Annotated in this window: 25 protein-coding genes; 12 read left to right on the top strand and 13 right to left on the bottom strand. The window is 67.3% G+C overall.

From position 1 onward, the window contains the following. Window positions 1–137 precede the first annotated feature (137 nt). Window positions 138–506 carry a transposase family protein gene (locus tag FSW06_RS05170; protein ID WP_238525998.1) on the top strand — a complete coding sequence of 123 codons (369 nt, stop codon included), beginning with the start codon at window positions 138–140 and terminating at the stop codon, window positions 504–506. Here the strand turns inward: FSW06_RS05170 and FSW06_RS14465 are convergent. The 4 genes from FSW06_RS14465 to FSW06_RS05155 form a co-directional block, all read right to left on the bottom strand. Continuing rightward, entirely contained in the window at window positions 478–636 is a 159-nt protein-coding gene (locus tag FSW06_RS14465; protein WP_010121670.1) for a type IIL restriction-modification enzyme MmeI, read from the bottom strand. The genes FSW06_RS05170 and FSW06_RS14465 overlap by 29 nt on opposite strands. Before the next feature lie 40 nt (window positions 637–676). Beyond that, on the bottom strand, window positions 677–2,008 hold the full coding sequence (locus tag FSW06_RS05165; RefSeq protein ID WP_146881306.1) for an ISL3 family transposase: 1,332 nt from the start codon (window positions 2,006–2,008) through the stop codon (window positions 677–679). Window positions 2,009–2,108: 100 nt separating this feature from the next. Continuing rightward, window positions 2,109–4,799, bottom strand: coding sequence for a DNA methyltransferase (locus FSW06_RS05160; RefSeq protein WP_010121668.1), 2,691 nt, complete (start codon window positions 4,797–4,799; stop codon window positions 2,109–2,111). A 52-nt stretch (window positions 4,800–4,851) separates the two neighbouring features. Then, a complete protein-coding gene (locus FSW06_RS05155) occupies window positions 4,852–6,462 on the bottom strand; it encodes a PucR family transcriptional regulator (protein WP_010121667.1) in 1,611 nt (536 codons plus the stop codon). Window positions 6,463–6,613: 151 nt separating this feature from the next. On the opposite strand from FSW06_RS05155, the gene brnQ reads away from it, so the two are divergent. Genes brnQ through FSW06_RS05140 form a run of 3 tightly spaced genes read left to right on the top strand, consistent with a single transcriptional unit; the run spans window position 6,614 to window position 10,275 of the window. After that, window positions 6,614–8,074, top strand: a complete 1,461-nt coding sequence (gene brnQ, locus FSW06_RS05150) for a branched-chain amino acid transport system II carrier protein (RefSeq protein ID WP_010121666.1) — start codon at window positions 6,614–6,616, stop codon at window positions 8,072–8,074. A 3-nt stretch (window positions 8,075–8,077) separates the two neighbouring features. Then, a complete protein-coding gene (locus FSW06_RS05145; protein ID WP_010121665.1) occupies window positions 8,078–9,331 on the top strand; it encodes an FAD-dependent oxidoreductase in 1,254 nt (417 codons plus the stop codon). Between the two features lie 14 nt (window positions 9,332–9,345). After that, window positions 9,346–10,275 (top strand): ornithine cyclodeaminase family protein, encoded by a 930-nt coding sequence (locus FSW06_RS05140; protein ID WP_010121664.1) that lies wholly within the window; start codon window positions 9,346–9,348, stop codon window positions 10,273–10,275. Window positions 10,276–10,480: 205 nt separating this feature from the next. Here FSW06_RS05140 and FSW06_RS05130 read toward each other — a convergent pair whose 3' ends face one another. Continuing rightward, complete coding sequence (locus FSW06_RS05130; protein WP_139024554.1) at window positions 10,481–11,266, bottom strand: hypothetical protein; 786 nt, start codon at window positions 11,264–11,266, stop codon at window positions 10,481–10,483. Window positions 11,267–11,567: 301 nt separating this feature from the next. Between FSW06_RS05130 and FSW06_RS05125 the strand changes: the two genes are divergently transcribed. Together FSW06_RS05125 and FSW06_RS05120 are read left to right on the top strand one after the other, a co-directional pair. Continuing rightward, window positions 11,568–14,918: an SWIM zinc finger family protein gene (locus FSW06_RS05125; protein ID WP_029449932.1), complete on the top strand. Its 3,351-nt coding sequence runs from the start codon at window positions 11,568–11,570 to the stop codon at window positions 14,916–14,918. Continuing rightward, a complete protein-coding gene (locus FSW06_RS05120; protein WP_010121661.1) occupies window positions 14,885–15,835 on the top strand; it encodes a hypothetical protein in 951 nt (316 codons plus the stop codon). The genes FSW06_RS05125 and FSW06_RS05120 overlap by 34 nt, the downstream gene beginning before the upstream one ends. A gap of 96 nt (window positions 15,836–15,931) precedes the next feature. Here FSW06_RS05120 and FSW06_RS05115 read toward each other — a convergent pair whose 3' ends face one another. Continuing rightward, on the bottom strand, window positions 15,932–16,201 hold the full coding sequence (locus tag FSW06_RS05115) for a cation:dicarboxylate symporter family transporter (RefSeq protein ID WP_238525996.1): 270 nt from the start codon (window positions 16,199–16,201) through the stop codon (window positions 15,932–15,934). Here FSW06_RS05115 and FSW06_RS14710 point away from each other — a divergent pair. Both FSW06_RS14710 and FSW06_RS05105 read left to right on the top strand, forming a co-directional pair. After that, complete coding sequence (locus tag FSW06_RS14710; RefSeq protein ID WP_238525995.1) at window positions 16,179–16,424, top strand: alpha/beta fold hydrolase; 246 nt, start codon at window positions 16,179–16,181, stop codon at window positions 16,422–16,424. The genes FSW06_RS05115 and FSW06_RS14710 overlap by 23 nt on opposite strands. A 28-nt stretch (window positions 16,425–16,452) precedes the next feature. Next, window positions 16,453–16,644: an alpha/beta fold hydrolase gene (locus FSW06_RS05105; protein ID WP_139024552.1), complete on the top strand. Its 192-nt coding sequence runs from the start codon at window positions 16,453–16,455 to the stop codon at window positions 16,642–16,644. A gap of 49 nt (window positions 16,645–16,693) precedes the next feature. On the opposite strand, the gene brnA is transcribed toward FSW06_RS05105, so the two are convergent. The 4 genes from brnA to FSW06_RS05085 all read right to left on the bottom strand — a co-directional run bounded on the left by brnA (window position 16,694) and on the right by FSW06_RS05085 (window position 18,904). Continuing rightward, window positions 16,694–16,933, bottom strand: a complete 240-nt coding sequence (gene brnA / locus FSW06_RS05100; RefSeq protein WP_010121657.1) for a type II toxin-antitoxin system BrnA family antitoxin — start codon at window positions 16,931–16,933, stop codon at window positions 16,694–16,696. After that, the gene (locus tag FSW06_RS15050; protein WP_420838763.1) at window positions 16,920–17,039 is read right to left on the bottom strand and encodes a BrnT family toxin; all 120 of its coding nucleotides are present in this window, start codon (window positions 17,037–17,039) and stop codon (window positions 16,920–16,922) included. The genes brnA and FSW06_RS15050 overlap by 14 nt, the downstream gene beginning before the upstream one ends. Window positions 17,040–17,359: 320 nt before the next feature. Further along, on the bottom strand, window positions 17,360–18,553 hold the full coding sequence (locus tag FSW06_RS05090; protein WP_010121655.1) for a hypothetical protein: 1,194 nt from the start codon (window positions 18,551–18,553) through the stop codon (window positions 17,360–17,362). 57 nt (window positions 18,554–18,610) lie between these two features. After that, a complete protein-coding gene (locus tag FSW06_RS05085; protein ID WP_010121654.1) occupies window positions 18,611–18,904 on the bottom strand; it encodes a hypothetical protein in 294 nt (97 codons plus the stop codon). A gap of 203 nt (window positions 18,905–19,107) precedes the next feature. Between FSW06_RS05085 and FSW06_RS05080 the strand changes: the two genes are divergently transcribed. After that, a complete protein-coding gene (locus FSW06_RS05080; protein ID WP_139024551.1) occupies window positions 19,108–19,479 on the top strand; it encodes a hypothetical protein in 372 nt (123 codons plus the stop codon). Window positions 19,480–19,481: 2 nt separating this feature from the next. Next, on the top strand, window positions 19,482–19,775 hold the full coding sequence (locus tag FSW06_RS05075) for a ribbon-helix-helix domain-containing protein (RefSeq protein ID WP_040430618.1): 294 nt from the start codon (window positions 19,482–19,484) through the stop codon (window positions 19,773–19,775). A 10-nt stretch (window positions 19,776–19,785) separates the two neighbouring features. On the opposite strand, the gene FSW06_RS05070 is transcribed toward FSW06_RS05075, so the two are convergent. Continuing rightward, window positions 19,786–20,691 (bottom strand): hypothetical protein, encoded by a 906-nt coding sequence (locus tag FSW06_RS05070; protein WP_010121651.1) that lies wholly within the window; start codon window positions 20,689–20,691, stop codon window positions 19,786–19,788. A gap of 30 nt (window positions 20,692–20,721) precedes the next feature. Then, window positions 20,722–21,102: a hypothetical protein gene (locus FSW06_RS05065; RefSeq protein ID WP_010121650.1), complete on the bottom strand. Its 381-nt coding sequence runs from the start codon at window positions 21,100–21,102 to the stop codon at window positions 20,722–20,724. A 180-nt stretch (window positions 21,103–21,282) separates the two neighbouring features. Between FSW06_RS05065 and FSW06_RS05060 the strand changes: the two genes are divergently transcribed. After that, on the top strand, window positions 21,283–22,239 hold the full coding sequence (locus FSW06_RS05060; protein ID WP_010121649.1) for an SWIM zinc finger family protein: 957 nt from the start codon (window positions 21,283–21,285) through the stop codon (window positions 22,237–22,239). 435 nt (window positions 22,240–22,674) lie between these two features. Beyond that, window positions 22,675–23,535 (top strand): N-acetylmuramoyl-L-alanine amidase, encoded by an 861-nt coding sequence (locus tag FSW06_RS05055; RefSeq protein ID WP_238525994.1) that lies wholly within the window; start codon window positions 22,675–22,677, stop codon window positions 23,533–23,535. A gap of 33 nt (window positions 23,536–23,568) precedes the next feature. Here the strand turns inward: FSW06_RS05055 and FSW06_RS05050 are convergent, their stop codons facing one another. Further along, window positions 23,569–25,428, bottom strand: coding sequence for a BCCT family transporter (locus FSW06_RS05050; protein ID WP_010121647.1), 1,860 nt, complete (start codon window positions 25,426–25,428; stop codon window positions 23,569–23,571). Window positions 25,429–25,526: the final 98 nt, after the last annotated feature.

The following is a 25,526-nucleotide window of genomic DNA, read 5'->3' as shown; positions in this document are numbered from 1 at the left end:
CGTCGCAGTACGTATCGAGTGTGAAGCCCTCGGGGTGGGCCACCGCAACATGTAGGGATCCGGGGTTGGGGATGTAGAAGGACCCTGCAGTGACAGGATGAAGGTGTTCAACGTCCTCATCAGTCACTCCAGGATCCATGTCCCACCCTACCGTCACGCTTTCTGCTGCCCCGAACTTCGTCGCTGACACGATCCGCCGCACTGCCGAACTCGGTCTGTCCATCGACAACGCCGCCGACGCCGGGACCGTCACCCACCTGTACTGCCACCCGGTGATCGTCAGCTCTTCCTGCCCGGGCTGCGGGCAGGACTGCCGGATCTGTGACCACGTGGAACGCCGGTTGACGGACCCGCCCATCGCCGGACACCCCAGCCTCCTGCGCGTGCGGATCCCTCGCATGGTCTGCGCCAACGACTGTTGCGAGGTCACCATCTTCCGGGCCTCGATCGGGCCTTGCAGCAGGCGCCGGAGCCTCCTCAGACGGTGGCGGCGGTGTACAGCTTGAAGAGGTGCTCGACGATCTGTTGTTCGCCGCCGTCGAAACTGACCCCATAGGCAGACTCGACCGCCGCATCAAGGCTCTGGTGGGCGGAGGTCAGGGCGGGGAAGAGGAAGTCGTTGTCGGGATCGTACATCTCGGAGATGGTAGAGTCCGGATATTGGGCTCTTCCGGTTTCAGAGTGCGTTGATTGCCCCGCGGAGTCCACCCGAGTGGATCAGTGACCGCAAGATGTAGTTGGCCTTGTTCCGGAACCCCAACGCGATACCGCGCAGGTGTCCCAGCTTGCCGTTGATGTTCTCGACCGGACCGTTGGACGCACCGGTGTCGAAGTACGCGAGGATGTCAGCCTGCCGCCGCCACAGGGTCTGACCCAGCACCCGCAGTTCCCGCAAGTCATTGGGGATCTTCACGTGCAGAGCCTTGATCACCTTGAACATCCGCAGCTTCCCGTCGCGTGGCCGGTCAGCCTGATAGGCGGCAAGAATCTCCTGGTAGAAATACCACGTCACCTGCACCGGCAGGTGCGCCTCGGCGGTGAGCACGTCATCAAGTTTCACCGCGTTGGCCGGGGTCACCAGTGACTTACGGGTCAGCAGAATGCGCCGGATCCCGTACAACGGATCCCCCGACCGCCCGCGGTGTCCCATCGTCTCATTCTGGACCCGCTGCCGACATGCGGTGAGCTTGTCGATGGCCAGATGGACGACATGGAACGGGTCCATGACCTGCCTGGCCTGGGCCAGGTGCTGGGTCGCGGCTTTCGCGTAGCCGGTGAACCCGTCCATGGTCACGACCCGGATCCGGTGGCGGAACGTGCTGCCGCGGGCATCGAGCCAGTCGCCGAAGGCGTCGGCACTGCGGCCGGGCACCATGTCCAGGAGCCGGGCCGAGCCTACCCCGTCGACCAGTGGGGTCAGGTCCACGATGACGGTGACGAAGCCGGGGGACCCGTCGCCGCGGACGTGCTTCCATTTGTGCTCGTCCACGCCGAGGATCCGGACCCGGTCCAGTCGGGTGGGATCTCCGTAGGACAGGTGCCGGCAGGCTGTCAGGGCCAGCTGGTTGGTCTTGTCCCAGCCGATGCCCAGCCCGCGGGCGCAGGCTTTCACGCTCATGCCGTCAGCCGCCATGCGTTGCAGAATCCAGCGGGTCACCCGGTGGGTTACCGTCTGACGGTCGTCGGCGGCTTGTGGGATCGAGGCCCGGAAGATGGTGACCTCGCAGTCGTCATTGACGCAGACCAACCGGGGTACGCGGACGTGCAGCAGGCTGGGGTGCCCGGCGATGGGCAGGTCCGTGAGCCTGCGTTCGATATGGTCGCGAACTCGGCAGGCGTGCCCGCAGTGTGGGCAGCTGAGGTCGACGGTCACCGGATGACAGTAGAGGTGGGTGATGTTGCCGGCGTCGGCGGCGTTGTCGATCGACAGGCCCAACTCGACGGTGCGGCAGATCGTGTCGGCGACGAGGTTCGGGGCAGGGGTGGCGGTGACGGTAGGGTGAGACATGGATCCTGGAGCGGCTGGATGGATGCTTAAGACACCTTCATCCTGTCACTGCAGGGTCCTTCTACGTTCCCGGCCCCAGCCCCCTACATGTAGTGGTGGCCTACCTCGGGGGCTTCACACCCGCTACGCACTCCCTATCCGGAAGAGCCGGATATTGGGCGCGTGCGTCGAGCACGGACTGGGCGGCTTCCTCGATCGCCTTGTGGGGGCCCTGTCCGCTCGGACCGTTGACGTCGGGCCAAGGGAAGTTGTTGTATACAACTCCGCCCGAGTATCGGTAGTCACTTTTGAGACGGCCGGCAACTCGTCGCATCCATGCGTTGTGGAACTGGGACTGCAGGATACCGAAGTGGTACAAGGTGGCGTTCGGGATGAGCTTCACGAGGTTGCTGCAGAGAGTTTCTGGGCCTACGAAGCCAATTGGGATGTAACGGCGACGTTCGGAAGACACCTCGGGGATAAGGATCGAGTTCCCCTCTGGCATGTTCTCCACGTGGAATCTGGTGGGAGTGGCTGCCAACTTCTTGGTAGGCGCGCTCTTGCTTGCCAAGCGAAAGTCATGCACAGCACGTACCCTGCTTCGTACCGTCGGCATCTTGGAGACCTCCGAGGGGCTCGAGTCGCCGAGCCAGAGGACCCATCGTTCGATACCGCGGAGGAACTCTTGTGAACCCATCCACCCGTGGAAGAACTTCTCTGCACCAGGCTCTTCTGCTAGGAAGGAATCCTTCTCTTCGGGAGTGAAGAGATAGTTTCCGCCGTCAATTGGTTTATTTCCGATTCCGATCTTCGGCACATCGCAGATCGGGGTGCTTCGGTTCCAGATGAAGACGTCTGGCGCATCCGCGAGGTAGGCGTTGAGCTGCGCGGGGTGCTGTAGCTCGGCGGGGGAGTCCGGCGTCCTGTGATGGAACAGTTGCTTCGGACCATTCTGCTTTGAGAACCCGACGATGACACAGAATACGTGCGCCTGGTCCGTGGCCTCGTTGGCCCAGCGGAAAGTATCGTGTGCGAAGTCGATGCGTACACCGAGCTCCCAGATCGGGGACCAGATGTTCGCCACCTGCTCACCCTGGCAGATCGAGTTCGTCGAGACGAAAGCACAGCGGACCGGGTGGGCACCGATGTACGCGGCGGCCTTCGCGTACCAACCGGAGACGAAGTCCACGCTGCCGAGATTCTTCGTGGCCCCGATAGCCGTGAAGACCTCCTTGAGATCCGCCTTCTGCTCCTTGGACTGGTTACGGGCGCCGAGGAACGGCGGATTCCCGATGACATAGGAGCAGTTCTCCGGCTCGACCACCGTCGCCCAGTCGGTCTGCAGTGCGTTGGCGTGGACGATCTTCGCCGCATCCCGGAGCGGGAGATCCTCGATATTGCGGGCGAGGACCGTCTCGGTCTCGATGTTCGCCTGCAGCTCGGCGATCCACAGTGCAGTCTCGGCCACAGAGACCGCGAAGTCGTTGATCTCCAGGCCGTAGAACTGCCGCAGCGTCACCTTGACCGGGGACTCTGTCACGTCGGTGAGGTCGAACGCGCCCTGCTTACCTTCCTCCCACAGCTCGGAGAGGACCTTGTTCTCCAGGCGGCGCAGCGAGATGTAGGTCTCCGTGAGGAAGTTCCCCGAACCGCAGGCAGGATCGAAGAAGGTCAGTGAACCGAGCTTCTCGTGGTACTTGATCAGGTGGTTCTTGTGGGTACGGGGAGTGACACCCTCCTCGGTGAGGATGGCCTCCAGCTCTTCGGTGAGATCGTCGAGGAACAGCGGATCAATGACCTTGTGGATGTTCTCCGGGGACGTGTAGTGCATCCCGCCGGCATGCCGGGTCTCCGGGTTCAGGGTGGACTCGAACACGCCACCGAAGATCGTGGGGGAGATGGTCGCCCAGTTCGTGTCTGCACTGACCTCCGCCAGCAGCACATCCTTGATCTCCCCGGTGAACCGGGGGATCTCGTCCTCCTGCGCATCCCGGAACAGGCCACCGTTGACGTAGGGGAACACCCGGATGGCATCCGAGGCGTAGGGATCACGCTGGTCGGTCGGTGTATCCAGCCACTCGAAGAGGTCCTTAAGTGCCCGACGGATCTGGTCCGGCTCGAACCGGGAGAGGTAGGCGTAGAAGGCGTCCTTCGGGAAGAGCTCGGCGTCCTCAGCGAAGAGGCAGAAGACCAGCCGTACACAAAGCACGTTGAGGGCATGCTGGTTTTCTTCGGACTCCGGATCGAGGTACTGCGCGCTCAGCAGACTGTAGAGACGTCCGATCAGCGCACCAGCGTCGATCGAGACCTTCTCTTCACGGGCACGGCGCTCCCGCTGCGGATCGACGAGAAAGTCCAGCAGATAGAGACAGTCCGACAGCTCATCCAGCGTGAAGCTGGTGTAGTTCTCACCCGGACGCTCGGTGTCCATGTCATGGATACGGAACTCGTTGAAGTCGCAGACCATGATCGTGTCGGGGCGCTGGGAGTTCGGCATCGAGTCCGCATAGGCTTTGGCCTGCTGGAACGGGGTGACCTTCCGGCCCTGCCGGGTCTCGGCCTTGTCCAGGTCGATGCCGAGGGACTTCTGCTCGATGAAAGTCTTCGCGTCGGCGATGACGACGTCGATGTAGCCCCGGTCAACCGTGTGCTGTTCGAAGCGGACCGCGGTGGTGACGTCCTCCATGCCGATGACGTCACGGAGGAGCTCGAGCCAGAAACTCTGGGTGTCCTCTTTCTCGTTGCCACGGCCCTGCCACTTGGTGGAGAACTCACGGGCGGCACGTTTCTGCTGAGCGGGTGATAGTGACATGGTTGAGAGTGTAATAAGAAGGCAGGACGAGTCGCGGAGTCTGTTCGATTAATCACCCCCGGACCAACAGGACCATCTCCGTCAGCAATCGGTCGTCCGGATCGTGCAGGTCCAGTCCGGACAGCGCCTCCACTCGTGCGATCCGGTAGCGCAGCGTGTTGGGGTGGAGATTCAGGAAACGGGCGGCGTCCCGGGCATTGCAGCCTGACCGGAGATAGGCCCGCAGCGTGTCCATCAGGAAGCTGCCGTGCGCTGTGTCGTAGTCGGCGACGGCATTGAGCCGGGGATCGGCAACCTCCTCATACGGCGACAGCCGTGCCACGATTTCGCTGAGCAGGACGGCGGTCCTGGAGCGTTCGAAGGTCGTGACACGCGAACCGTCGCCGGATCCGGAGGACGTCAGCACGCGGTCTACCTCTGCTCGGGCTCGGGGCACACCCACGGTGCCGGTGTCTGTAATGACCGGTGCGATCGCGGCCCGCAGGCAGAGTTGCCGCACCGCCTCCTGATCGTCGAAGCGCTCCAGCAGCTGCTCCGTCCACACTGTGATGTCCGTGCCAGACGGAACGCGGGGGAGCAGCAGGTAGATCCGCCGACCCAGCAACGCCACTCGGGCATCGGTCCACAGTGCACCGACATGGATTCGCAGCCGCTTCACCGTCGATAACAGCAGGTCCTCATTAGGTGCCACACCAGCTGCGGCGGCTAGTCCGATCACCACGGCAGAGTCCTCGGTGACAATGCGGAGCATCCCGGCGGCGACTGCGGCGTCCTCCTCGCTGTACTCGCCGAAGAGCCGACGGAGCAGTTCATCCTCCTGATCTGCGCCGTCCGTCATGCGGTGCAGCACGGAGACTGCGGCGACCGCGCCACCGCGCAGAACCGCCGCGGCATCCGCGGTGAACCCGTGTGGTCCCTCCTGGACCCAGATCGACCCCAGCAGCGAGCCGTCGGCACGGTGGATGCCGGTGATCAGCCGACTGTGCATCCCGAGGGCAGGATCGGCGGGCACGCGGATGACGTCGGTGGTGCGGGTGACGGTATCCACCACATCCCAGGCGGAGAAGAGTGCCATCACCGGCGGCGGCGCACCACGACCCAGGATTGCGCGGGCCCGGATGTCATCGGCGGCATTGAGGGAGGGGGAGTAGGCGAGGACCCGGTTGCCGGCGTCCTCGATGGTGACCAGGCCGCCGATGTCATCGGCGAGGAGGACGGCGAGTTCCTCCAACGATGAGGCGGTTGCGTGGTGCCCGGCGACGGCCTGTCCCGGCTCATCGACGAACAGGTGCTGGACGCGGGGGAGGAGGACATCCCAGCGGGCACGTGCGTCCAGCACGAGAACCGTGCAGCCGGCAGCCGTCGCCGGTGCCGGCAGTTCGGGTGGAACCGTGTTCTCCCGGGCGGCGACGACCGTGGGGAGAGCTGCGCCGGGCGTGACTGCCAGGCGGGCGAATGCGGTGGTCGCATCCGCGGTGAGGAACACCAGGTCGGCGGTCACGGTGCCCAGATCGGCGGTGTCCACCAGGGCGACAGAACCGACGGTGACCTCGGCGAACTGGCCGGCCAGTCCGCTGTCCGGGCGGTGCACCTGCACCACCGCGGTATCGAGCACGGTCACCAGCGCGTCGAGCGGCACCGCGGCCGCATTTTCCTGTTCCATCCCACATCTCCTTGTCGGGAAACATCGTATATGTGACCAAAGAAAAGTGGGAAACATGGTGCGGATCACCGGAGAGCAGTGTGATGCAGATCTGTTTGAATCAGGAACATAACGAGCATCACCACATCAGCCATCCACGGAAAGGGTTCTCATGGCCACCACCCCCAGCGCGGCAGACCTCGCCGCCGGCAAGCTCCCGGCGGGGCGTGTGATCGCCCTCGGACTGTTGCTGTTCGCTATGTTCCTCGGCGCCGGCAACGTCATCTTCGCCCCCATGGTCGGCCAGGCTGCCGGCGAATCCATGTGGAAACCGATGTCCGGCTTCCTCGTCACCGGCGTCGGCCTGGTCCTTCTCGCCGTCGTCGCCCTCTCTGCCACCGGTGGCAACGTCCGGGCCATGGCTAACCGCGTCCACCCCTGGTTCGCGGTCGGCTTCTGCCTGCTGCTGTTCGTCACCCTCGGCCCGCTCTACGTCATCCCGCGCACCACCTCGGTGGTCTACGAGATCTCGGTGAAGCCGAACCTGCCGGAGGCCGCCACCGACGGTCCCTGGGCACTGCTCGGCTTCTCCGTCGTCTTCGCCCTGATCTCGGTCTACCTGTCGCTGAACCCCGGCAAGTTCGTCGATCGGATCGGTAAGGTCCTCACCCCGGTCTTCGCCACCCTGCTCGTCGTCATCGTCGTGAAGTCCTTCATCACCCCGATGGGGGAGATGCACACCGCGCAGGACCCCTTCGCCGACGGCGCGTTCATGTCGGGCCTTACCGAGGGCTATCTCACGATGGACGCCATGGCGGCCCTCGTCTTCGCCGGGGTCTTCGTCCAGTCCATCCGTGGTGAAGGCGTGACCACCCGCAAGGGAATCTCGAAACTGTTCTTCAAGGCCGGTCTGATCAGCGTGCTCGGCCTCGCCGCCCTGCACCTGGCCACCGCCTGGCTCGGCGCCTCCAGCGTGGACGCCATCGGCCGGCCCGACAACGGCGGTAGCGTCCTGGTGGAATCCTGCCGGGAACTGTTCGGCACCCTCGGCGTCGGCATGATCGGCATCGTCATCCTGCTGACCGGCATCACCACCAACGTCGCCTGCATCACCTGCGTGGCCGACTACTTCGGAAAGCTGTTCCCCCGGGTCAGCTACTCCCGCTGGGTGTGGATCCACGCGATCATCGGCACCGCCATCGCCAACTTCGGCCTCAATGCCGTCCTGGACACCGCCCTGCCAGTCCTCTTCCTGCTCTATCCGCTGGGCATGGTGCTCATCATCCTGTCCCTGCTCGACCGGTTCTTCGGCGGACGCCGCGAGGTCTACATCGGCGCCATGATCGGTGCCGGCGCAGTCGCCGTCCTGGACGCTTTGAAGGCGGCCGACATCTTCGCCGACCAGCTGGGGGACTGGTTCTCCTTCCTGCCGTTGTTCGACCGGAACATGGGCTGGCTGATCCCCGCGGTGCTCGGCGCCCTGATCGGCTACGTCGTCGCCCGGGTACGCGGTACCCCACCCCGCGAAGACAGTCTCATCGACGAGGTCGAGGAGACCGTGCCGGCGCCGAAAGAAGAACCGGACGAGCCCAACGCCGAACCCGACCACGCCCCCGCCCTCGAAGGAGCCTGACCAGTGACCACCCGTACCCCCACCACCATCGTCCTCGGCGCCGGCGCCGTCGGTTTGGCCAGTGCCTACCACCTGCGCCGCGCCGGCTGCGAGGTCACCGTCATCGACCCCGAACCGCTCGCCGCCCGGGCATCCGGCCACAACGCCGGCTGGCTGATCCCCAGTATGTCCACCCCGGTGCCTGAGCCGGGTGTGCTGCCCCAGGCACTGAAGTGGATGACGAAGAAGGACAGCCCGCTCTACGTCTCCCCGTCCGCAGATCCGCACTATGCGGCGTTCCTGCTGAAGATGCTACGGAACTGCACGGCGTCCCGCTTCGAAAAGGGCGCGGCGACGCTGGCGGCGTTGAGTTCGACCGCCCTGTCCGACATCGCGGAGCTGCGTGCCGACGGGGTGGAATTCGAGCACCACGCTGACCCGCTGACCATGCTCTTCACCGACGGGCACAAGGTGGATCACCGGATCGCCGAGCTGAAACTCATCGAGAAGTCCCTGCCCGGCTTCTCCTGGCAGCAGATGACCGAGGAGGATCTGCGTGCCCATGTCCCCGCCGTCAGCGACAAGGTCGTCGCCGGTATCGAGTCGGTCGGTGACCAGAGTGTGGATCCGGCGTCCTACGTCCGTGGCCTGGCCGCCGCCTGTGAGCGCGAAGGTGTGGAACTGCGGCTCGGGGAGCAGGGCACGCTGGTCAGCGGACCCGGTGGTGAGGTCTCCGTGCAGGTCGGTGGAACGCGGCTCAAGGCGGAGAAGATCGTCGTGGCCGCCGGGGTGTGGACCCCCGGACTGCTCGCTGGGATCGGTGAGCGGATTCCACTGCAGGCAGGCAAGGGCTACGGCTATGATCTGCCGGTCACTGCGGACGCCCCGACGAAGCCCATGTATCTCGCCGAGGGCAAGGTCGCGATCACACCGTTGGACACGAAGATCCGGCTCGCCGGGACCATGGGGTTCGGACCGATCAACGAGGGGGTGGACGAGGTCCGCGCCGGCGGCATCATCACCAACACCCGCGAGTACTTCTCCGGGTGGGGTGCCCTGGACACTCCACCGGAGCCGTGGAGCGGACTGCGCCCGACGACCCCGGACGGCGTCCCGGTCATCGGCCCGCTGGCACAGCACCCCGACGTGCTCGTCGCCTCCGGCCACGTGATGCTGGGCATCAGCCTGTCCGCGACGACCGGCAAGCTCATCACCGGGTTCGCCACCGGAAACCTCGCAGCCGACGCCCACCCCGACCTGTCCCCGAACCGATTCTGACCAGGAGCGATACGATGACCGATTCCGCACTGCCCTTCATCACCGCCGACCAGGTCCGGGAGCGGGTGTCCATGGCGGACGCCGTCGCGGGGCTCGACGCTGCGCTGCAGGACGGCTTCGATCCGGCCGGATCCCTGGCTCGGGCGAACCTGCCGCTGTCACGGGGCTCGCTGCTGCTCATGCCCGCCGAAGCCGGTGATGTCGTGGGCGTGAAGATCGCCTCGGTCGCCCCGGACAATCCGGCAGTGGGGCTGCCGAAGATCCAGGGCGCCTACCTGCTGATGTCCGCAACGACCCTCGCGCCACTGGCGGTGCTGGACGGGGCGGCGCTCACCGAGATCCGGACCCCTGCACTGTCAGCACTGGGGGTGAAGTATCTGGCGCGCAGTGACCGGCCGCTGCGGGTCGCGCTGTTCGGCACTGGGCCGCAGGCCTACAACCACATCGCGGCGATCGCCGCGGTGCGGGAGGTCGGACGCATCGACGTGATCGGCCGGACTCTCGAAAAAGCCGCGGCGTTGGCGGAGCGGCTGGTCACGGACGGGTACGACGCCCACGCCTCACTGGATGCGACGGAGGCTGTGCCGGCCGCGGACCTGGTGCAGTGCTGCACAAGCGCCAGTGAACCGCTGTTCGACGGTTTACTGGTCCGGGACGATGCGGTCGTCGTCGCGATGGGGTCGCATGAGCCGGACGTCCGGGAGTTGGACGCGGGTCTCGTCGGTCGCAGCACGGTCTACGTCGAGGACGTGGACACCGCGCTGCGCGAGGCCGGTGACGTGGTCATGGCGATCGGGGAGGGGACTATGGCAGTCTCTGAGTTGAAGACACTGCGGTCGCTGGTGGTGGACGGCCCGGTGGTCTCGGCGGGACCTGCCCTGTACAAGACCACCGGCATGGGCTGGGAGGACCTCGTCGTCGCAGGGTTGGCGTACCGGGACTGACGGAACCAATGCCGGGTACCCCGGTGGCGGCGCTTCCTTCCCCGGCGAAGACGACGTCGGCACTCTTCTACTCGTCACCGGGGCGACGAGCCGTGCTGAGATCGAGGTCGTCGACGATGTCCTCGTCCCGGTCGAAGGCCAGATCGAACTCCTCAGCAGTTTTCATGGCCTGGAGCCTACGTCAGTACCGGCCCGGAAACCACCCTCACATCGCTCGCTCGATCAGGTCCATCTCCAGGTATTCGCCGATCTCCTGTGCCCGGTCGTCGCGGTCGAGGATCCGGGCCTTCTCCGCCGGCAATCCGGCGGCGAGACAGGCGTCCTGCGCCACGTCCCGGCAGTCCCGCCAACCCCAGAACGCGAAGAGGCGGTCACCGTCGGTTTCGAGGAAGTCACAGCCGGCGGCTGCCAGCACGGACTCCACATCCACCCACCATTCCTCGACGATCCCGTCCTCGCGGTCTGGCGCGAACCCGTAGGGAACGAGATTGCCGCTGATCCCGGGGCCGGCGATCTCCCGCCGGCTCTGCTCGGCGCACCCTTCGATGATCACCAGGACGCCGGGGATCAGTGCCCGGACGTGGGTGAGGACCACCGGTTCATACACGTTCACGTCGATGAAGTCGTCCCACCCCTGCTGACGCCGCCTGGAGGTCTTCGCCTTCTTCCTCCGGCGCGTCATCCGGTTTTCCTCCGCTTTTCTCTCCGCCCGGTCCTGCCCCGGCATCCCCGCCGTCATCCAGGTCAGGGCGTACTCTGCCTGGCTGCGTCCCTCCTCTGAATCGAGTGGGACCGTTTCCACCGCATCCCCCGGGACCATCGGGAGGCTGTAGCAGAAGCTGGTCAGGCCGCGGATGTGCGGCGGTGCACCGGGGACGAGCCCGCTGGGGACCATTTCGCCCGGTCCCGGGCCCGGCCACCGGCGGCCTGGCGCGGTGATGGCCAACGGCAGTGCATCCAGACCGAAGTCCGGCATGAGTCTTTCAACCATGATTTCCCCCTGTGTATGTGTGTCGCAACCCCTCGCTGCGTCACTGTTCCAGACAGTATCATGTACAAAAGTTATGTGGGGTGCGATCGCCGGAGGGGAGATACATGGTGGGGGATCCCCGGGGGGCAGGTTGCCGCCTTGCCGGTAGAGGCCGGGGAAAGTCACGACGTCGGGGAACTGAGAACGTGCATCGTCGTTCGTCGGGCGCGTGGTCGTGAGCCGTCCCGGTTGTCAGCGACGGGTCGAACACACCGCCGGACGGGCGACTGTGCCGTCCCACCTCTCGGCTACCGTCGCTGTCATGATCAGTGACTATGACGGTGCTTCTCTGGGACTGGCGTTCCTCACCACGGATGAGCCGTGGGACCTCATGAACACTAGCCCTGACCAGGTCGGTCTGGAGGAGTGGTCGGGTAGGTACGGGGGATACATCGCCACGTACACCGACCCGGCCGGGGCGATGCTCACGCTCACCATGTGTCCTGACTGGTTCTACTGTTGTGAGCTGACCGGGGTGACCACTGTCGTCACTGCCACGGTCGACCAGATCGGGCCTCACCAGGTTGCTGTCCGTCCGGTCATCGGCCCGGAAACCGGCCTGTACAGTACCCACGCCGTCGCATTTACGGCGGAGACGTCCGAGGGCTGGAACTTCTGCGGGGACGACGGCACGCCGTTCACCGGGCGTCTCGTCAGTGACCTGCAGGTATCCGCCACCTGGACGGATACCGGAATGCCGCTCAGAAACCTCCGCATGGAACCCACGGATGCCCGGATCCCGGCCATGCGGCCGTGTGGCCAACGGGGTATCCACGGTCGTCCGGTCCCCTTCGGCCAGCGCAGTGCCCTGGCGGCCGTAACCCTGCGTTGCGACGCCGTGGAACTGCGCACGACCGAACTCACCGGACAACCCTGGTGGCGGGTGACCGGATACTGCGGGATTCCCGTGACCGTCGCCGTTCCCGTGCACGCAGCTCCCGATCTGCGCCCTGGCGACACCGTCCGGGGAACGTTCCGGATGCACGTCGGCACCGGATACTGGGACACCTGGGATCCCGCCGCCCCCTCGGACCGGTGGACCGAATCGCCCGATGGCACGGTTCATGACGATTTCCCACAGGACATGCCCGGAGCCTGTGCTGACGACTGGCTGCCCCGCATCGTCCGCAGTGCGACCTGGCTGTGCGCCTCGCTGGGGACCGGGCGATCACTGTTCCCCGACGACTGTCACGGGTGGCAGGATCAGCTTGTCCACCTCGCCGGGGAACTCGACGCCGTCCTCGAACTGCGCAGGATGACGGGCCCGCTCACCGATGTCGCCGACGTCCTCGGTGCAGCCGCCGCGATCGCCCAGGATGTCCGGGCTCTCGCTCCGGACTGGAACTCACCCGATGTGACCACCCCACAACTCCTCGGTATGGACCACCCGCGGCTGGCCGGGATCCGTCGGCCGACCGCGGTGGAGATCAGGGATGACCGCTACCTCGACGAATTCCAGCGGGCATTCGCCGCCGGCTACCGTGACCTGCTCTCCGGTCCGGGCGGAACAATGATCAGCTACGGGGAGCGTCCGGAGCTGATCGAGGTCCGCGGCCTGGCGTCCTTCGACGATCTCCGGATGCTCGGTGCGGTCGCCGTGCCGGACACCGACTGCGCCGCCGGAACGGACTGGCGGGTGGACCTGGCAAAGCTCGCTGGACCGGGCAACGGGGGCGGCCGCTGGACCCCGGAACGTCCCGACGTCATGGCGTGGTACACCGCACTGACCGGGGACACCGGGGTACCGGACATCCCGGTACCGCCATCGGCGCGGATCACAGATCCGGCCGGAGGAAGCGCGGACGCCGGCACGGTCCCTGCAGCCGCCGAACTGGACGCATCACTTGCCGCACAGCACGGGGAAGCCTGGACCGGTCTTCCCCGCGAGGACCGGCTGCTGCTCGCCACTGTCATGGCGGAAACGCCACCGTTCGGGCCCAGTGCCGGGTATCTGGCTGTCGAGGTCCATGACGGTGAGGACGCCGAACCCCACGGCGAGATCATCAACTCACCGCACCAGCTGGCGGACTCCTTCTACGCCCGGTCCATCCCCGACTGGGAGACCGTCAGTCACCGCTACACCGATCTCATGCACGTCACCCCACCACCGGATCCCGCCGACCGGCCGGAGGACCCGGGGTACCGGCCGAACCTTCCCTGGTTCCGGTACGCCGCTCCGCGCACCGTGGACCTGATCTGTTTCCACAGTGACATCATCCAGGTCACCGTCCGCGACACCGACGACCGCTCCGACCGCGGCGACGACGATCCCGCACCCGAGGTGACCTTCCCGGCGCATCTCGATCGGGCAGCAGACCCGCGGCCCCTGCCTACCGTGGGGCAACGGGGAAACGGACTCGACCTCAACGGTGCAGTGACCTGTGAAGGAATCCGGCTCACCGGCGTCAGCGTGGACCTTCATGTCCACGCCACGGCAGATGCCGCCCGGGATGCGGAGCGGCGCGCCGGACGGGTTCCGATGCCCCTCGTCTCCCCGTCACTGCTGCAGGCCTACGGCACCGGTCGCGCCCTCGACGTCGATCCCTACTCCGTGATCTGGGCGGAGGTGCTCGCCTGCGCACTGGTCGTGGATCCGGACACCGGTGATCCCTGGTACCTGGCCACCGTCGATGCTCTGATCCCGTTGACCGTCGCGATCCCCGGTACCACCACCCCCGGCCCGGCCGTCGGGACCTGGCTGACCGGGTACGTCCGACTGTCCGTGGCCGCCACCGCCGGCGCTGTCGAGGCGCCCGGCGATACCGCTCCCGTCGGTGCGGGGACGCCTGCTGTGCCGGTCACCCTCCCGGACCGGTGGATGGGGGACATCCTCACCCTCGCCGATGAGCGGGTGGTCGACCGGGCGTCCCGCCTGCCGGACGCCGTGACCGTGACCACCGTCGACGAGTCCACCGTTACGGCCATCGTCCAGGGCACCCGCGCCTACGACGTGCGCGTGGACCTCTATGCACCCCTGTCCGGATCCACCTGCACCTGCCCGCATTTCGCCGCAGGACACTTCTGCAAGCACCTGGTGGCGACCGCTGCGGTCCTGTCCGGAACCGGTCCGGAGGACATGGTCGGCGGATACGGGGAGTCCGACAACGACGATCTCGTTCCCCTGTTCCTGGAACACGCCACCCCCGAGATCCTGCAGGAATTCGCCCGGCGCACCCTGTCCGCGAGGTGGCGACGGGCCACCCCGGTCGCGACGTCCATGGCGCTCGATATCGCAGTGGCGGAGGAGAATGACGAGCTCCTGACGGCTCGTCTGGAACGGACCGTCGACACCGTGGTCACCCTGCTCGGCGAGTTCGCCCCGCCGGCCGGCCCGATCAACAAGGCCGGCGCGACGGGGGATCTGGTGGCGGAACTCGACGACGCCCTCGATGATGCGGACCGGATCATCCGCGGCGCACTCCACCACGGCCGGGCCGCAGTGGTGACGGCGCAGAGTCGTCGTCTGGTCCAGGCGCTCGACGCCTGGATGCGGCAGACTGCCCCGGCGTCCCGCCACCATCTGACCAGGCTGACTGTCCGTGCCGTGGACACGTACCCGGCCACCTGCAGCCGGACACCGTGGACTGGGCGGCGCTGGTGCACTGGCTGGTGACCTGCCACCGCACGGGCTCCACCCTCGGGACCGGACAGATCACCGCGGCCCGGGAGTTCGCCGACGTCCTCACCCCGGATGCCCACGCTGCCCTGTCCGCGGAACTGGACGCCTGGGCGCAGGACATCCGGGAACGGAAGGCAGCCGTGACCACTCCGGAACAGCGACGGCAGGTCCTCGGTGAGTCGCAGCGGCTCCGGGACCTCCGGATGCTCATCGCCGACGCGACCGATGACCCGAACGTCATCGTCGACGCACTGGTGACCGCACCGGTCCCGGAGCTGGTCACCGCCCTGCTCCTGCTCGACGCCACTGGACAAGCCACCGAGGCAGGGGCGATGCTCGACCGGATCCTCACCGGGGCAGCGCTGACCCTCGACGGCACCACGACCACCCGGCTCGGCGTCAGCGATGCCGTGGCATGGATGGACCGGTACGACCGTGGTATCGACGCTGTCCCCGCCGACGGCGGCACGGCCGTTACCGAACTCCGGACGCGACTGCTGCTCGGCCGGGGTAACCGCGCCGGGGCATGGTCGGAGGTCGCCGGCAGTGCAGCCCTCCGGGATCCGGAGGCGGGAGCGCTGAGGTCCCTTGTCGAGCAGGAGTTCGCCGGTCACGCTCCGGCGACCTGTGTGGAACTGCACCTGATCGATGCCCGGCTGCTCGTTGACGGCGAGTCCGAGTCGCCGGGACCGGTGTCTGACGCGGCGCCGGAGACCATGGACCGTTACCGGGAACTGGCCGGGCATCTGGCGGCGTCCGCCCGGGTGCTCCGGACCCGTCGCGGGGCGTTCACCGAACAGGACCTGAGCCGGTGGGAATCGACGCGGGACAAGATCATCCGTGACGCCGACCGCCGGTACCTCCTGTTGACCCTGTTGGCGCAGGAGGGGGAGGGGCCGCTGGGGCAGTGAACGGGTTTCCGCTCGTCAGAAGCTGGGCCAGGAAGGTCACCGCCGAGCTGGTCGTGGTGACCGCGATGACGGTCTGCTCAGCGAGTGCGGTGACACTCAGATACGACCGTTCAGTGCGACGCCGAACCGCAGCGAGAAGACGATGATCGGCAGCATGTCGGCCTTCGCCATCGCCTCGACGGCATTGGTGGAGATGACGTCGAGGATCGTGTCCTGCCACTCTCCTGTCTGTTCCGCCTCCTCCTGCAGCGACGGATCGATCTCCCCGTTGAAGACCATGCTCTCCCCGGGGCGGAACAAGGTGGCCAGACCCCAGGCCAGTACCGCGGCGATGACGGACGCCATGACCAACAGCACGATCGACATCTGGATCAGCCTGATGAACATGTCGCCGAAGAAGAGCGTGAGGATCTCGGCGGACATCTGTGCCGTGCTGGACGCCCTTCCCCAGCAGCGGGTCTCACTGCTCGGACATTCCATGGGTGGGGTGTTCATGCAGCGGGTGCTGGCGGACACCCGGCGCCCCGTCGAATCGGTGGTGGGAATCTCACCGGTCGGTTCGGCCGGCACACCGTTGCCGCCGGATTAGCGGGGCCTTGTTCGCGTCCGCGGAAACCGTGAAGGTGTTCGTCGGTGCGACGGATCTGGCCGTGACCGAGGACGAGGTCCGTTCGAGTTTCGGCCTCACCTATCCGGATCTCGAGATCGAGGTCTTCCCGAACACCGGGCACTACGCGATGTACGAGATGCCGCCTTATCTCGCGGCGTGGGTGTGCAGCTTCCTCGCCCGCGACGGGGAGGACGGCTGAGTCCGGATCCTGCGCGCGGTCGCTTCCCGACGTCCCTGACGGACCGGGGTCAGGACGCGGGGCGCCGGCGCTGCTCAAGGCGCTCGGCGAGCCAGAGCTTGATGATCGACTGTCGGGTGACCCCGAGATGACGTGCCTCCGCGTCAAGTGCGGTGACCATCCATACGGGGAAATCGACGTTGACCCGCTTCTGCTCCTCACCGGGGCGCCGCGCTGTGCTGAGATCGAGGTCGCCGACGACGTCGCCACCTTCGTCGAATGTCCGGTCGAAGTCTCTACTGGTCTTCATAGAGAGCGGTCTCCTTCTGCCTTGCTCGTCGTACCGAGATGATGCGGACATGGTCAGGCCGGTAGGTGATCACCGCGGACCAGATTCTCTGGTTGGGCCGCGCGATCAGCAGCCAACGGGGTTCGTCCAGGGTCCGGGCCCGGACTTCGAGGCGGTGCCGGTCCAGTCACAACTGTTGTGCCTCGACGAAGTCAATGCCGTGCTTGACGAGGTTGGATGCACTTTTCGCGGGATCAAACTCAAAGTCCACGACTTTCTCCTGGATAAAAAATATACAGATACTCGTATCGTATGACCACCCCTGATGGCGCTCCTGCTGTCCTCCCCGTAGTCGGTCCCGGCTGCGGTCCCGCTCCGCATGATCGAGCGACCGCCCGCACCTGCTCCCCGTTCCGCCGGAGCCGTACAGGGGAGGGATCGCAGCCTCTACGCGGCCGCGAGCTCCGCTTCGGCCAGCATGACCGTGGACCGTTCCACGACCCGGACGACGGCGGCCCGGGGGTGACCGGACTCGTCGGCGACCCGGTCCACCGCACTTTCCAGGGCGCGGACCCAGGCAGCGTTCGCCGAGGTCGCGGACCCGCCGGCGGCACGCTCGAGCCGGTAGGGCACCGCGCCGTTGACCGGCGCGGTGACGATCTCGATACCGGGCAGACCGACCTCGCGCTCGGCGTCGGTGAGCATCGCGACCTGCACCGTGTTGCCGTCGACGGTGTACCCGGTGATCAGTCCTTCGTCCCCGAACTCGTGCAACGCCTGGTCGAGGACCCCGGTCGCGAGGTTCCCCAGTGACTCAACGAGCTCGGCGTCGCTGATTGCGGAATCCTGCCGCCAGGCCTCACGGACGGCCTGCACCGCGGCGTCCTGCTCGGCGGTGTCGACGACGGCGAAGGTCACGCCGTGCCGCCGCCGGATCCGCCCCTCGGCGTCCGGGAACCGGTGGAAGATGGCGGTGGTCATCGACCGGGTGATGATGTCCGTGACCAGTGCGATGTCCCGGTCGGCGGCGACAGAGTCGTGCGCGAGCTCCTGCAGTGCGCCGATCCACCAGCCCTGCAGCAGTTCCGGATTCCGTGCGCGCAGGTCGACGAGCTGGTCGAGACCCGTCCGGTCGGGGACGGCGACGAGGATCATGTCGCCGTGGACCGGCGGGTTCTGCCCCTGGACGCCCTCCTCACTGTCGTCGGTGTGCAGGCAGGTCACCGCCAGCACCTGGTCACCGGAACCGTGCGGATCGTCGATGACGGCGATGTCGTAGACGCGGTCGTGCCGGTCGGAGCCGCTGACCGCCTCGATCGCCGACTGGGCGCCGTAGGCCAGGCAGGTCCACAACGGATCCGGGATCTCGTCGAGATCGAGCTTCTGCCAGGCGAGGAACCGGGCGTGTGCCTCGGCCGGGGTGAACCGCTCGGCGGTCCGGACGCCGCTGGCCGCCTCCTGGCGTACCCGCGACTCCTCCTCCTGTGCGATCTCTGCGGCGACGGCGGAGATGATCTCCTCGCCGACAGCGCGGATGTCCGTGTCGGCCGCGTGCTCCGTCCCGTTCGCCGTGGTCATGGTCCGGTACATGGCGGTGGCCCGGCCCGCATCGGGGCCGGAGAATTTCAGTGTTTTCCCCATGCCGGGTGATGCTAGCGGGCCGCTGTCCGTTTGTCCGGGAAATGACCTGGGTCGGGCTCAGGCCGCCCGCCCCATCTGACGGAGGAGCCGCCGTTCGTGGGCCTGTGACCTGGTCATCATGCGTTCATCGATACCGGAGACGGTGACGATGCGGTGCGGATCGTAGCCGGACTGGTGGGCGTGACCGTCCCGGCGGTCGGAGGGTTGTCCGGCGGCGGCGTCGTCGGCCGCGCTGCGGGCGGCGCGCCGGGCGGCGGTGGTCCGCTCGGCCAGGATGGCGGCATCGAGTTCCTCGGAGGTGTCCTCGGTCCAGGCGGCGGGCAGGGTGGTGGGCAGGGCAGTGGTGGTCATGGTCAGCTCCTGTGGTGGTGTGGTCTGTTGCTGTGGTGGGGCACACCATAGCGTGGGGTGCGGACAGCAACGACGGGCATTCGGGCCGCGACGCCTTGAGGATCTGCGAGGACCGGAGGAGTTGTCCGACGGGTGCGATAGTGTCCGGAGTCACGTCAGTGCAGGTGTGTCCGTCGAGGATGCGGACAGGGGAGGTCCTTGACATGGCAGAAAACCGTACTACGGTTAGTGGGACGATCTACATTTACAGATCGGCTTTGCGGCACTTCATTACCGGCGAGGAAATCAGGGCCACCATCGCATTCCCCCGGTTGGTCTACAGCCTGGTATCCCGTATATCGGATTCAGCCTTGATTTATCGGTATGTCGGAGGCCGGGAAGGCGGCCCATGGATTGAAGTGCTGGCGGACATACGATCCAACGGCATCCACGTCTTCCATGCCATGTTGCTTACCCGCAGTACGGCGTTGGAAGCAGAAGCGGCCAGTGGTCGTTCGGTCTCCTTTGTCGAGGATGTAGTGGCGCAGCGCAAGTCGTTCCCCGGTGCCGTGAACGACACTGATGGACAGGAGTGATCATGCGGAAAAACGAGACCCGTGAAGAGGCTGAGGCCCGCTACGGGGCCTGGGCCGATGCCGCGGAGCGCGGTGAATTTGATCCGACCGGTGACTACTGGGTCAATCCGGAACACCCGGATTACCGGCCGGGGCGTCCGAAGGCCGGGGACAAGAGACCGACGACCATGGTTTCGCTGCGGCTCAACGTTGACGACGGGAGCCGTCTCGACAGATTTCTCACTGAGTCAGGGCGTTCCCGGAGCGACGTCCTGCGGGAGGCGCTGGACGAGTATCTGACGCAGCGCGGAGCCTGACCGGAGTCGGTCAGTCCGCGTCCGGATCGACCCGGCGTTCCGCCTCCTCGTTCTCCGCCTCCGCCGTCGCTGCGTCCGCTCTCGCCGCGGCCTCCTCCTCGCATGCCGCGGTCGCGCAACCTTCCCAGCCGAGCTCGTAGCCCTCGGCATACCCCTGCTCCCGGCCTTCCTCCCGCCCCTTCGCCCGGTTCCAGCGGGCGACCGCATCGAGCCGGGCCATCACATCGACCGGCGCATCGTCCACCGACCAGCCCGCCGGCCGTCCCGAGGCGCTGACGTACCGCCCGCTGAGCAGCTCGCGGTACCGCTCCCTGTCCTCGTCCACGGTGCGGACGTAGGGGTCCTCGGTCTCCGGACGCAGCGGGTCATAGGCCAGGTCGTACTCGCGCGACGGGGCGTCCTCGCAGGCATGCAGGCCGGCGAGACGGTCCTCGTGACCGTGACTGTCCCGGCCGTCGCGCCAGATGCGGGCGATGCGGCGTCCGCATTCGATCTGGTCCCACTCGGGTTCGTCACCGGACAGGGCGCCGGCCCGCATGAGCGCGGATTCTTCGACCGCCCACACGACGATGCGCGCGGTCAACGGTTCGCCGACCGGCACGTACGGCAGCCAGGTCCAGTCGTCGAGACCGGTGGGGTTCGGGTGGTCCATGTCCGCCAGGTCCGCGGCGAGGCCCTGCGGCCCGGTCCCGGCGGGTCCGTCGGGGTGGAACCGGACGGCGAGGCACTGGGTGGCGTCCCGGTTCGTCGGGCAGGGCCGCTCGGAACGTCTGCCGCGGTACTCGACGGACCAGCAGGTGCCGTCGTTCTCATAGTCGGCGGTGAGGACGTAGATCCAGTCGGCGGTGATGCGGCGGATGCGCAGCCCCTTGACGGTGAAGGCGCGGTCCAGGCTGGTGAAGGAGGGGAAAGACATGACGGATGTTCCTTTCGGTGGGAGGTGGGTTCAGCAGGGCAGGGGGAGCAGACCGAGGGCGGCGTGGCCGAGGAAACTGCAGACGGTGCAGGTGGCGTGCTCCGGCGCACCGACCGTGCGGCGGTAGCGTCGGCGCACCGTGTCCAGCGAGGCGTAGAGCAGGGCCGCGGTCTCGCCGGACGCCGCCTCCGGGTCCGGGTCCTCCCGGGCGATCTGCTGGGCGGCATCGAGCAGCAGCCCGTAGAGGACCTGGCCGGCGACTTCCGGGTCGCCCTGTTCGGAGGTGGTGAGCAGGGCGGCGCCGTAGTCGAGGAAGCAGGTGCGCCACATGTCGAGCTCGGCGGCGAGTGCGGGGGAGTCGGCTGACGCGGATGGTGCGGGGACGGTGGAGCTGGAGGGGACGATGGACATGGTGGAGCGGATGCCTTTCGGGTGGACTGACTGGGGGGACAGGCACCGGCCGTGTCCGGGGCGGTCGGTGCGGGGTGAACCGGACGAATCTAGATTTTCAGCCTCGGAAAGTAGCCGCGCCGCTGCACAGAAAGCATGGTTTCTACCAGCGAAAAGGATGGATAACATAGGGTGTCGGGCATGGCAGTGACACAGGACCGGATGGCCGCGCTGGTCCACCTCCGGTGGTTGCCGGCTCAGGCGGCGGTGGAGCCGGTGCTCGGCAAGGTCCTCGACCACCGGGAGCTGGCGGACGGCACAGCCGTCGCGCGGGTCGAAGGGACCCCGTCGGACGAGAAGGAGACACCACCCGTCTACGACGTGCTGCTGGATATTGCTGCGCCGTTGTCGTCGTCCTGCGACTGCGGCGACTTCGAGCACCGGCGGAAGGGGATCGCGGTGTGCAAACACATCGTCGCCGTCGCCTGCCTGCTCGACGGGGCACTGCCGGCGGCGCTTCCGCTGGTGGCGGAACCCCTGCCGCCACGGGACAAAGAGGAGAACAGGACGGTCGGGGACCACCGGCCGGCCGCCTCAACTGCCCCGGTCACCCCGGCTAATGCTCCGGCCAGTAGGGCGGACACGACTCCGACGGTCGCTCCCGTGAACCCGGACGGCAGGCCCGACCGGCGGTTCCGTGGCCAGCGCCCCACCCCGGACGTTGGCACCCCACCTGCACGGGATTCCCCGCGCCGGGCCGGCGGACGCCCCGCCACACTGTCCCTGGTGAGGAGCCGTCATCGCCGTGACCCGGTACCTCCACCCCTGCCGGCGACGCTTCCGGTGCTGGACCCCGTCCATGACCTCGGCCGTCCGGACCGGAAGAAGGAGCAGGTCAGACAGCACTATGAACTGCTGACGATCGGGGCTTTCACCAGTCGCCCGGGTGTTCCGGAGGGCGGTGCCGCCATGGACATCCGCGAGGCGGTCGTCCGCTACCGGCTGCTCGGCCGGGTCGACCATGCGCAGGTCGCACTGATGTGGTGCGCCTGGCGGGAGCCGGGGGACGCCGAACGGGAGCTGCTGCTCACCGTGGCGGCGACGGTCAGTCGGCGGTGTGTGACCGCACTGCGGGAGTGGCTGCGGGAACTCCGCTGACCGGTACTTCCCCGCGTAGCCTGTGCCTGCGCCTGAACCCGGCCGGCACAGTGTCGGTTTTCAGAACCGAGGGGTCGCCCGTCTCCCGGGGAGGTCGGTGGAACGAACCCAGGTGCTGCTCCGGGGCGGATTTTTCTACCTGTCGGTTCGCAATGTCGACAAGCGGACCGGGCCGTCGACCTGTCGGTTCGTTCCGCGACCCCCGCCCGAGTGCGTGACACCCCCGACGGTGGAGGCCACCGCCGGTACGGGACCGGTCCCGCCCCTTAACCCTGCGCGGGCATCCGTACTACGCGCGACGTCCCGCGGAACGGGCGATGACCTGCCCGTCCACGCTCCGTTCCACGTCGGTGATGCCGTTGCGCCCAGGCGTCCATGACCGTCGGCGGGAAGACCCCGACGGACGCCCTCCCGTGCCCACGTAGACTGACCGCCATGACGTCACTACCGGGACCGGGCCGGACGGCGACCGCAGCCGCCGTGTCCGCCACGACCGCACTGTGTGCCCTGCTGTGTTCACTGACCCCGGCGGCGGGCGCGGCCATGGTGCCGACGGCGGCCCCCGCCGCATCATCGGGTCCGGCCCCGACCACCTGCACCGTCGCGATCGATCCGGGGCACAACGGGGCGGTGACGAACACCTTCGACCCGGTGACCGGCGTCCTGATGGCGGACTACCCGAACGGCGCCGAGGACGCGGACGCCCTGGACGTCTCCCGTACTCTGGCGGACCGCCTCGGGGCGGCCGGCATCCGGGCCGTCCTGCTCAAGGACGCCACCACCGATGACGTCACGTACCGGCAGCGCGTCGACTGGGCGCGGGACGCCGGGGCGGTCGTCGGCGTGTCCGTGCACACCACCCCGGGCGCCGACGGGTCGGCGATCTTCCCGCAGCGGACGGGCGGCCACCGCACCGGCACCGGTGCGGACGGCACCGAACGCACCGTGACCTTCGACAACCCCGGGCTCGCCGCGGAGTCGCAGCGGTTCTCCGCGGTAGTGGCGGCGTCCCGCTCGCTGGCTGAAGGACGACAGGTCCCGGTGAAGGACAACAGCTTCGACGCCCGGCCGGGACTGTGGGCCGGGAACCTGCCGGTCATCTCGCTGATCGCGGACACCCCGTGGGTCTACAGCGAGTTCGGCAGTGCCGCCGGCGGGGGAGCGCTCGGCATCTCCGCGGCGGAGAAGGCCCGCTACGCCGACGGCCTGGCGGCGGGGGTCATCGCCGGTGTGGCGACGGCGCCGCAGTGCTCACCGGTGACCGGCTCGGCCGGTTCGGTCGGCTCAATCGGCTGACCGCACGCGCCGGACTGTACCGGACTGTGCCGGTCACCCCTCCTGCGGCCAGTGCGAGGAGGGTTTGCGCGGGTCGGGGGTGTGCTCGGTCCACTTCCGGCCCGTCGAGCCGATGCCCTCCTCGGGGGTCGGGGCGTCCGACATTCCGGCGGCGTCCTGCTCGGCGGCGGCGACCGGGGCGGTGGCGTGGCCGGGACGGCCGGCGAGCCCGGGCAGCGTCCAGCCGCGGGCGATGAGGTCCTTCTGCCGCACCACCTTGGCGTAGTCGAGGTCGTGGTCCTCCCGGAGCGACTTCATCAGACTCACCGCCATCAACGCGATGATGAACGCGAACGGGAAGGCCGACAGCATGGAGGCCTGCTGCAGGGCGGCGAGACCACCGACCAGCAGCAGGACCGCGGCGGCGACACCGGTGAGCAGTCCCCACACACTGAGCACGGGGCGGGTGGGCTCCAGGGTGCCGCGGGAGGTCAGCATCGACAGGACGTAGGTGTTGGCGTCCGCCCCGGAGACGAAGAACAGCACCACGAGGATGATGGTGATGATCGAGGTCACCGTCGCGATCGGCAGGTGTTCGAGGTTGTCGAAGAAGGCGGAGTCCACACTCTCCAGAGCGGCGCGGCCGATGGAACCGTCGCCGTCCATGTCGTGCTTGATGGCGGTGCCGCCGAAGATGGTGAACCAGCCGAAGAAGATCAGCGAGGGGATGCCCATCACCCCGGCGACGAACTGGCGGATGGTGCGGCCGCGGGAGATCTTCGCCAGGAACACGCCGACGAACGCACCCCAGCTCAGCCACCAGGCCATCATGAAGTAGGTCCAGGACTGGTACCACTGCGCGTCGTCACCGTTGAGCGGGGTGTGCAGTGACATGCCCAGGAAGTCGGAGCCGTACTGGCCGACCGACCGGAAGAACAGGTTGCCGAGGAACCCGGTGGGCCCGAACACGACGACGAAGATGACGAGGAAGATCGACAGGATCGACGTCGCCTGACTGAGGAACTTGATGCCCTTGTTCACCCCGGACAGGGCCGAGAGGGTGAACATCACGGTCACCCCGGCGATGATGACGATCTCCACGAAGGTCGAGTCGTCGATGCCGAAGACCCGGCCGGCGCCTTCGGCGATCTGGGACGCCCCGAGGCCGAGCGAGGTACACGTCCCGAACAGGGTGGCGATGACGGCGAGGATGTCGACGATTTTGCCGGCCCACCCGTCCATGGCCTTGCCGAACAGCGGCCGGAGGATGGGGGAGACCAGCCCGGTGTTACCGCGGACGTGGGTGGAGTAGGCGACGGCGAGCCCGAAGACACCGAAGATGGCCCAGGCGTGCGGCCCCCAGTCGAGGAACGAGTACTGGAGGGCACGGACCGCGGCGTCCTCCGTGCCGGCCTCGGCGAGGCCGTGCGGTGGGGACGCGAAGTGGCTGATCGGCTCGGCGACACCGTAGCTGATCAGGCCGATGCCCATGACGGCGGAGATGATCATCGCCAGCCAGGACAGGGTGCTGAATTCGGGTCTGTCGTCGGGGCCGCCGAGGACGACGGTGCCGAAGCGGCTGAAGGCGAGCCACACCAGCAGGACGATGCAGCCGAGGGCGACGGTGAGGTAGACCCACCCGAAGTCCTCCGCCAACCAGTTCATGGAACTGGTCAGGGCGTTGTTGAGGCCGTCCGGGGTGATCGCCGCCCAGGCGACGAGGGCGATGACGAGGGCGATGGAGACCCAGAACACCGCGCCGGGTCGGTGGCGCAGGGCGTAGGCGGCCTCGAGGGCGGGGGAGGAGGTGGTGACCGGGTCGAGTCCCCGGCCGGGGAGCCCTTCGGTCGGCGGGTGGGTCGCCGAATGGGGAGGCTCGGCGGGTTCTCTGGCAGGCTCCGTGGATGTGCTCACAGGGGGCTCCGTTTCAGGTTGGCGGCACGGGGCGGGGACAGGGGATCGTACGCGGTGCCCGTGACCTCTGCGGAGGGTACCTGGCGGTGGGGCCGGCG

Source organism: Corynebacterium nuruki S6-4 (assembly GCF_007970465.1).
Lineage (GTDB): Bacteria > Actinomycetota > Actinomycetes > Mycobacteriales > Mycobacteriaceae > Corynebacterium > Corynebacterium nuruki.
This window is presented reverse-complemented; position numbering and strand designations above follow the sequence as displayed.

Bases quoted from the DNA above. Each gene is read 5' to 3' on its own strand.
- FSW06_RS05170 (WP_238525998.1), top strand. From the start codon at position 138: ATGTCCCACCCTACCGTCACGCTTTCTGCTGCCCCGAACTTCGTCGCT.
- FSW06_RS14465 (WP_010121670.1), bottom strand. From the start codon at position 636: ATGTACGATCCCGACAACGACTTCCTCTTCCCCGCCCTGACCTCCGCC.
- FSW06_RS05165 (WP_146881306.1), bottom strand. From the start codon at position 2,008: ATGTCTCACCCTACCGTCACCGCCACCCCTGCCCCGAACCTCGTCGCC.
- FSW06_RS05160 (WP_010121668.1), bottom strand. From the start codon at position 4,799: ATGTCACTATCACCCGCTCAGCAGAAACGTGCCGCCCGTGAGTTCTCC.
- FSW06_RS05155 (WP_010121667.1), bottom strand. From the start codon at position 6,462: ATGGAACAGGAAAATGCGGCCGCGGTGCCGCTCGACGCGCTGGTGACC.
- brnQ (WP_010121666.1), top strand. From the start codon at position 6,614: ATGGCCACCACCCCCAGCGCGGCAGACCTCGCCGCCGGCAAGCTCCCG.
- FSW06_RS05140 (WP_010121664.1), top strand. From the start codon at position 9,346: ATGACCGATTCCGCACTGCCCTTCATCACCGCCGACCAGGTCCGGGAG.
- FSW06_RS05130 (WP_139024554.1), bottom strand. From the start codon at position 11,266: ATGGTTGAAAGACTCATGCCGGACTTCGGTCTGGATGCACTGCCGTTG.
- FSW06_RS05125 (WP_029449932.1), top strand. From the start codon at position 11,568: ATGATCAGTGACTATGACGGTGCTTCTCTGGGACTGGCGTTCCTCACC.
- FSW06_RS14710 (WP_238525995.1), top strand. From the start codon at position 16,179: ATGACCAACAGCACGATCGACATCTGGATCAGCCTGATGAACATGTCG.
- FSW06_RS05115 (WP_238525996.1), bottom strand. From the start codon at position 16,201: ATGTCGATCGTGCTGTTGGTCATGGCGTCCGTCATCGCCGCGGTACTG.
- brnA (WP_010121657.1), bottom strand. From the start codon at position 16,933: ATGAAGACCAGTAGAGACTTCGACCGGACATTCGACGAAGGTGGCGAC.
- FSW06_RS05090 (WP_010121655.1), bottom strand. From the start codon at position 18,553: ATGGGGAAAACACTGAAATTCTCCGGCCCCGATGCGGGCCGGGCCACC.
- FSW06_RS05085 (WP_010121654.1), bottom strand. From the start codon at position 18,904: ATGACCACCACTGCCCTGCCCACCACCCTGCCCGCCGCCTGGACCGAG.
- FSW06_RS05080 (WP_139024551.1), top strand. From the start codon at position 19,108: ATGGCAGAAAACCGTACTACGGTTAGTGGGACGATCTACATTTACAGA.
- FSW06_RS05075 (WP_040430618.1), top strand. From the start codon at position 19,482: ATGCGGAAAAACGAGACCCGTGAAGAGGCTGAGGCCCGCTACGGGGCC.
- FSW06_RS05070 (WP_010121651.1), bottom strand. From the start codon at position 20,691: ATGTCTTTCCCCTCCTTCACCAGCCTGGACCGCGCCTTCACCGTCAAG.
- FSW06_RS05065 (WP_010121650.1), bottom strand. From the start codon at position 21,102: ATGTCCATCGTCCCCTCCAGCTCCACCGTCCCCGCACCATCCGCGTCA.
- FSW06_RS05060 (WP_010121649.1), top strand. From the start codon at position 21,283: ATGGCAGTGACACAGGACCGGATGGCCGCGCTGGTCCACCTCCGGTGG.
- FSW06_RS05055 (WP_238525994.1), top strand. From the start codon at position 22,675: ATGACGTCACTACCGGGACCGGGCCGGACGGCGACCGCAGCCGCCGTG.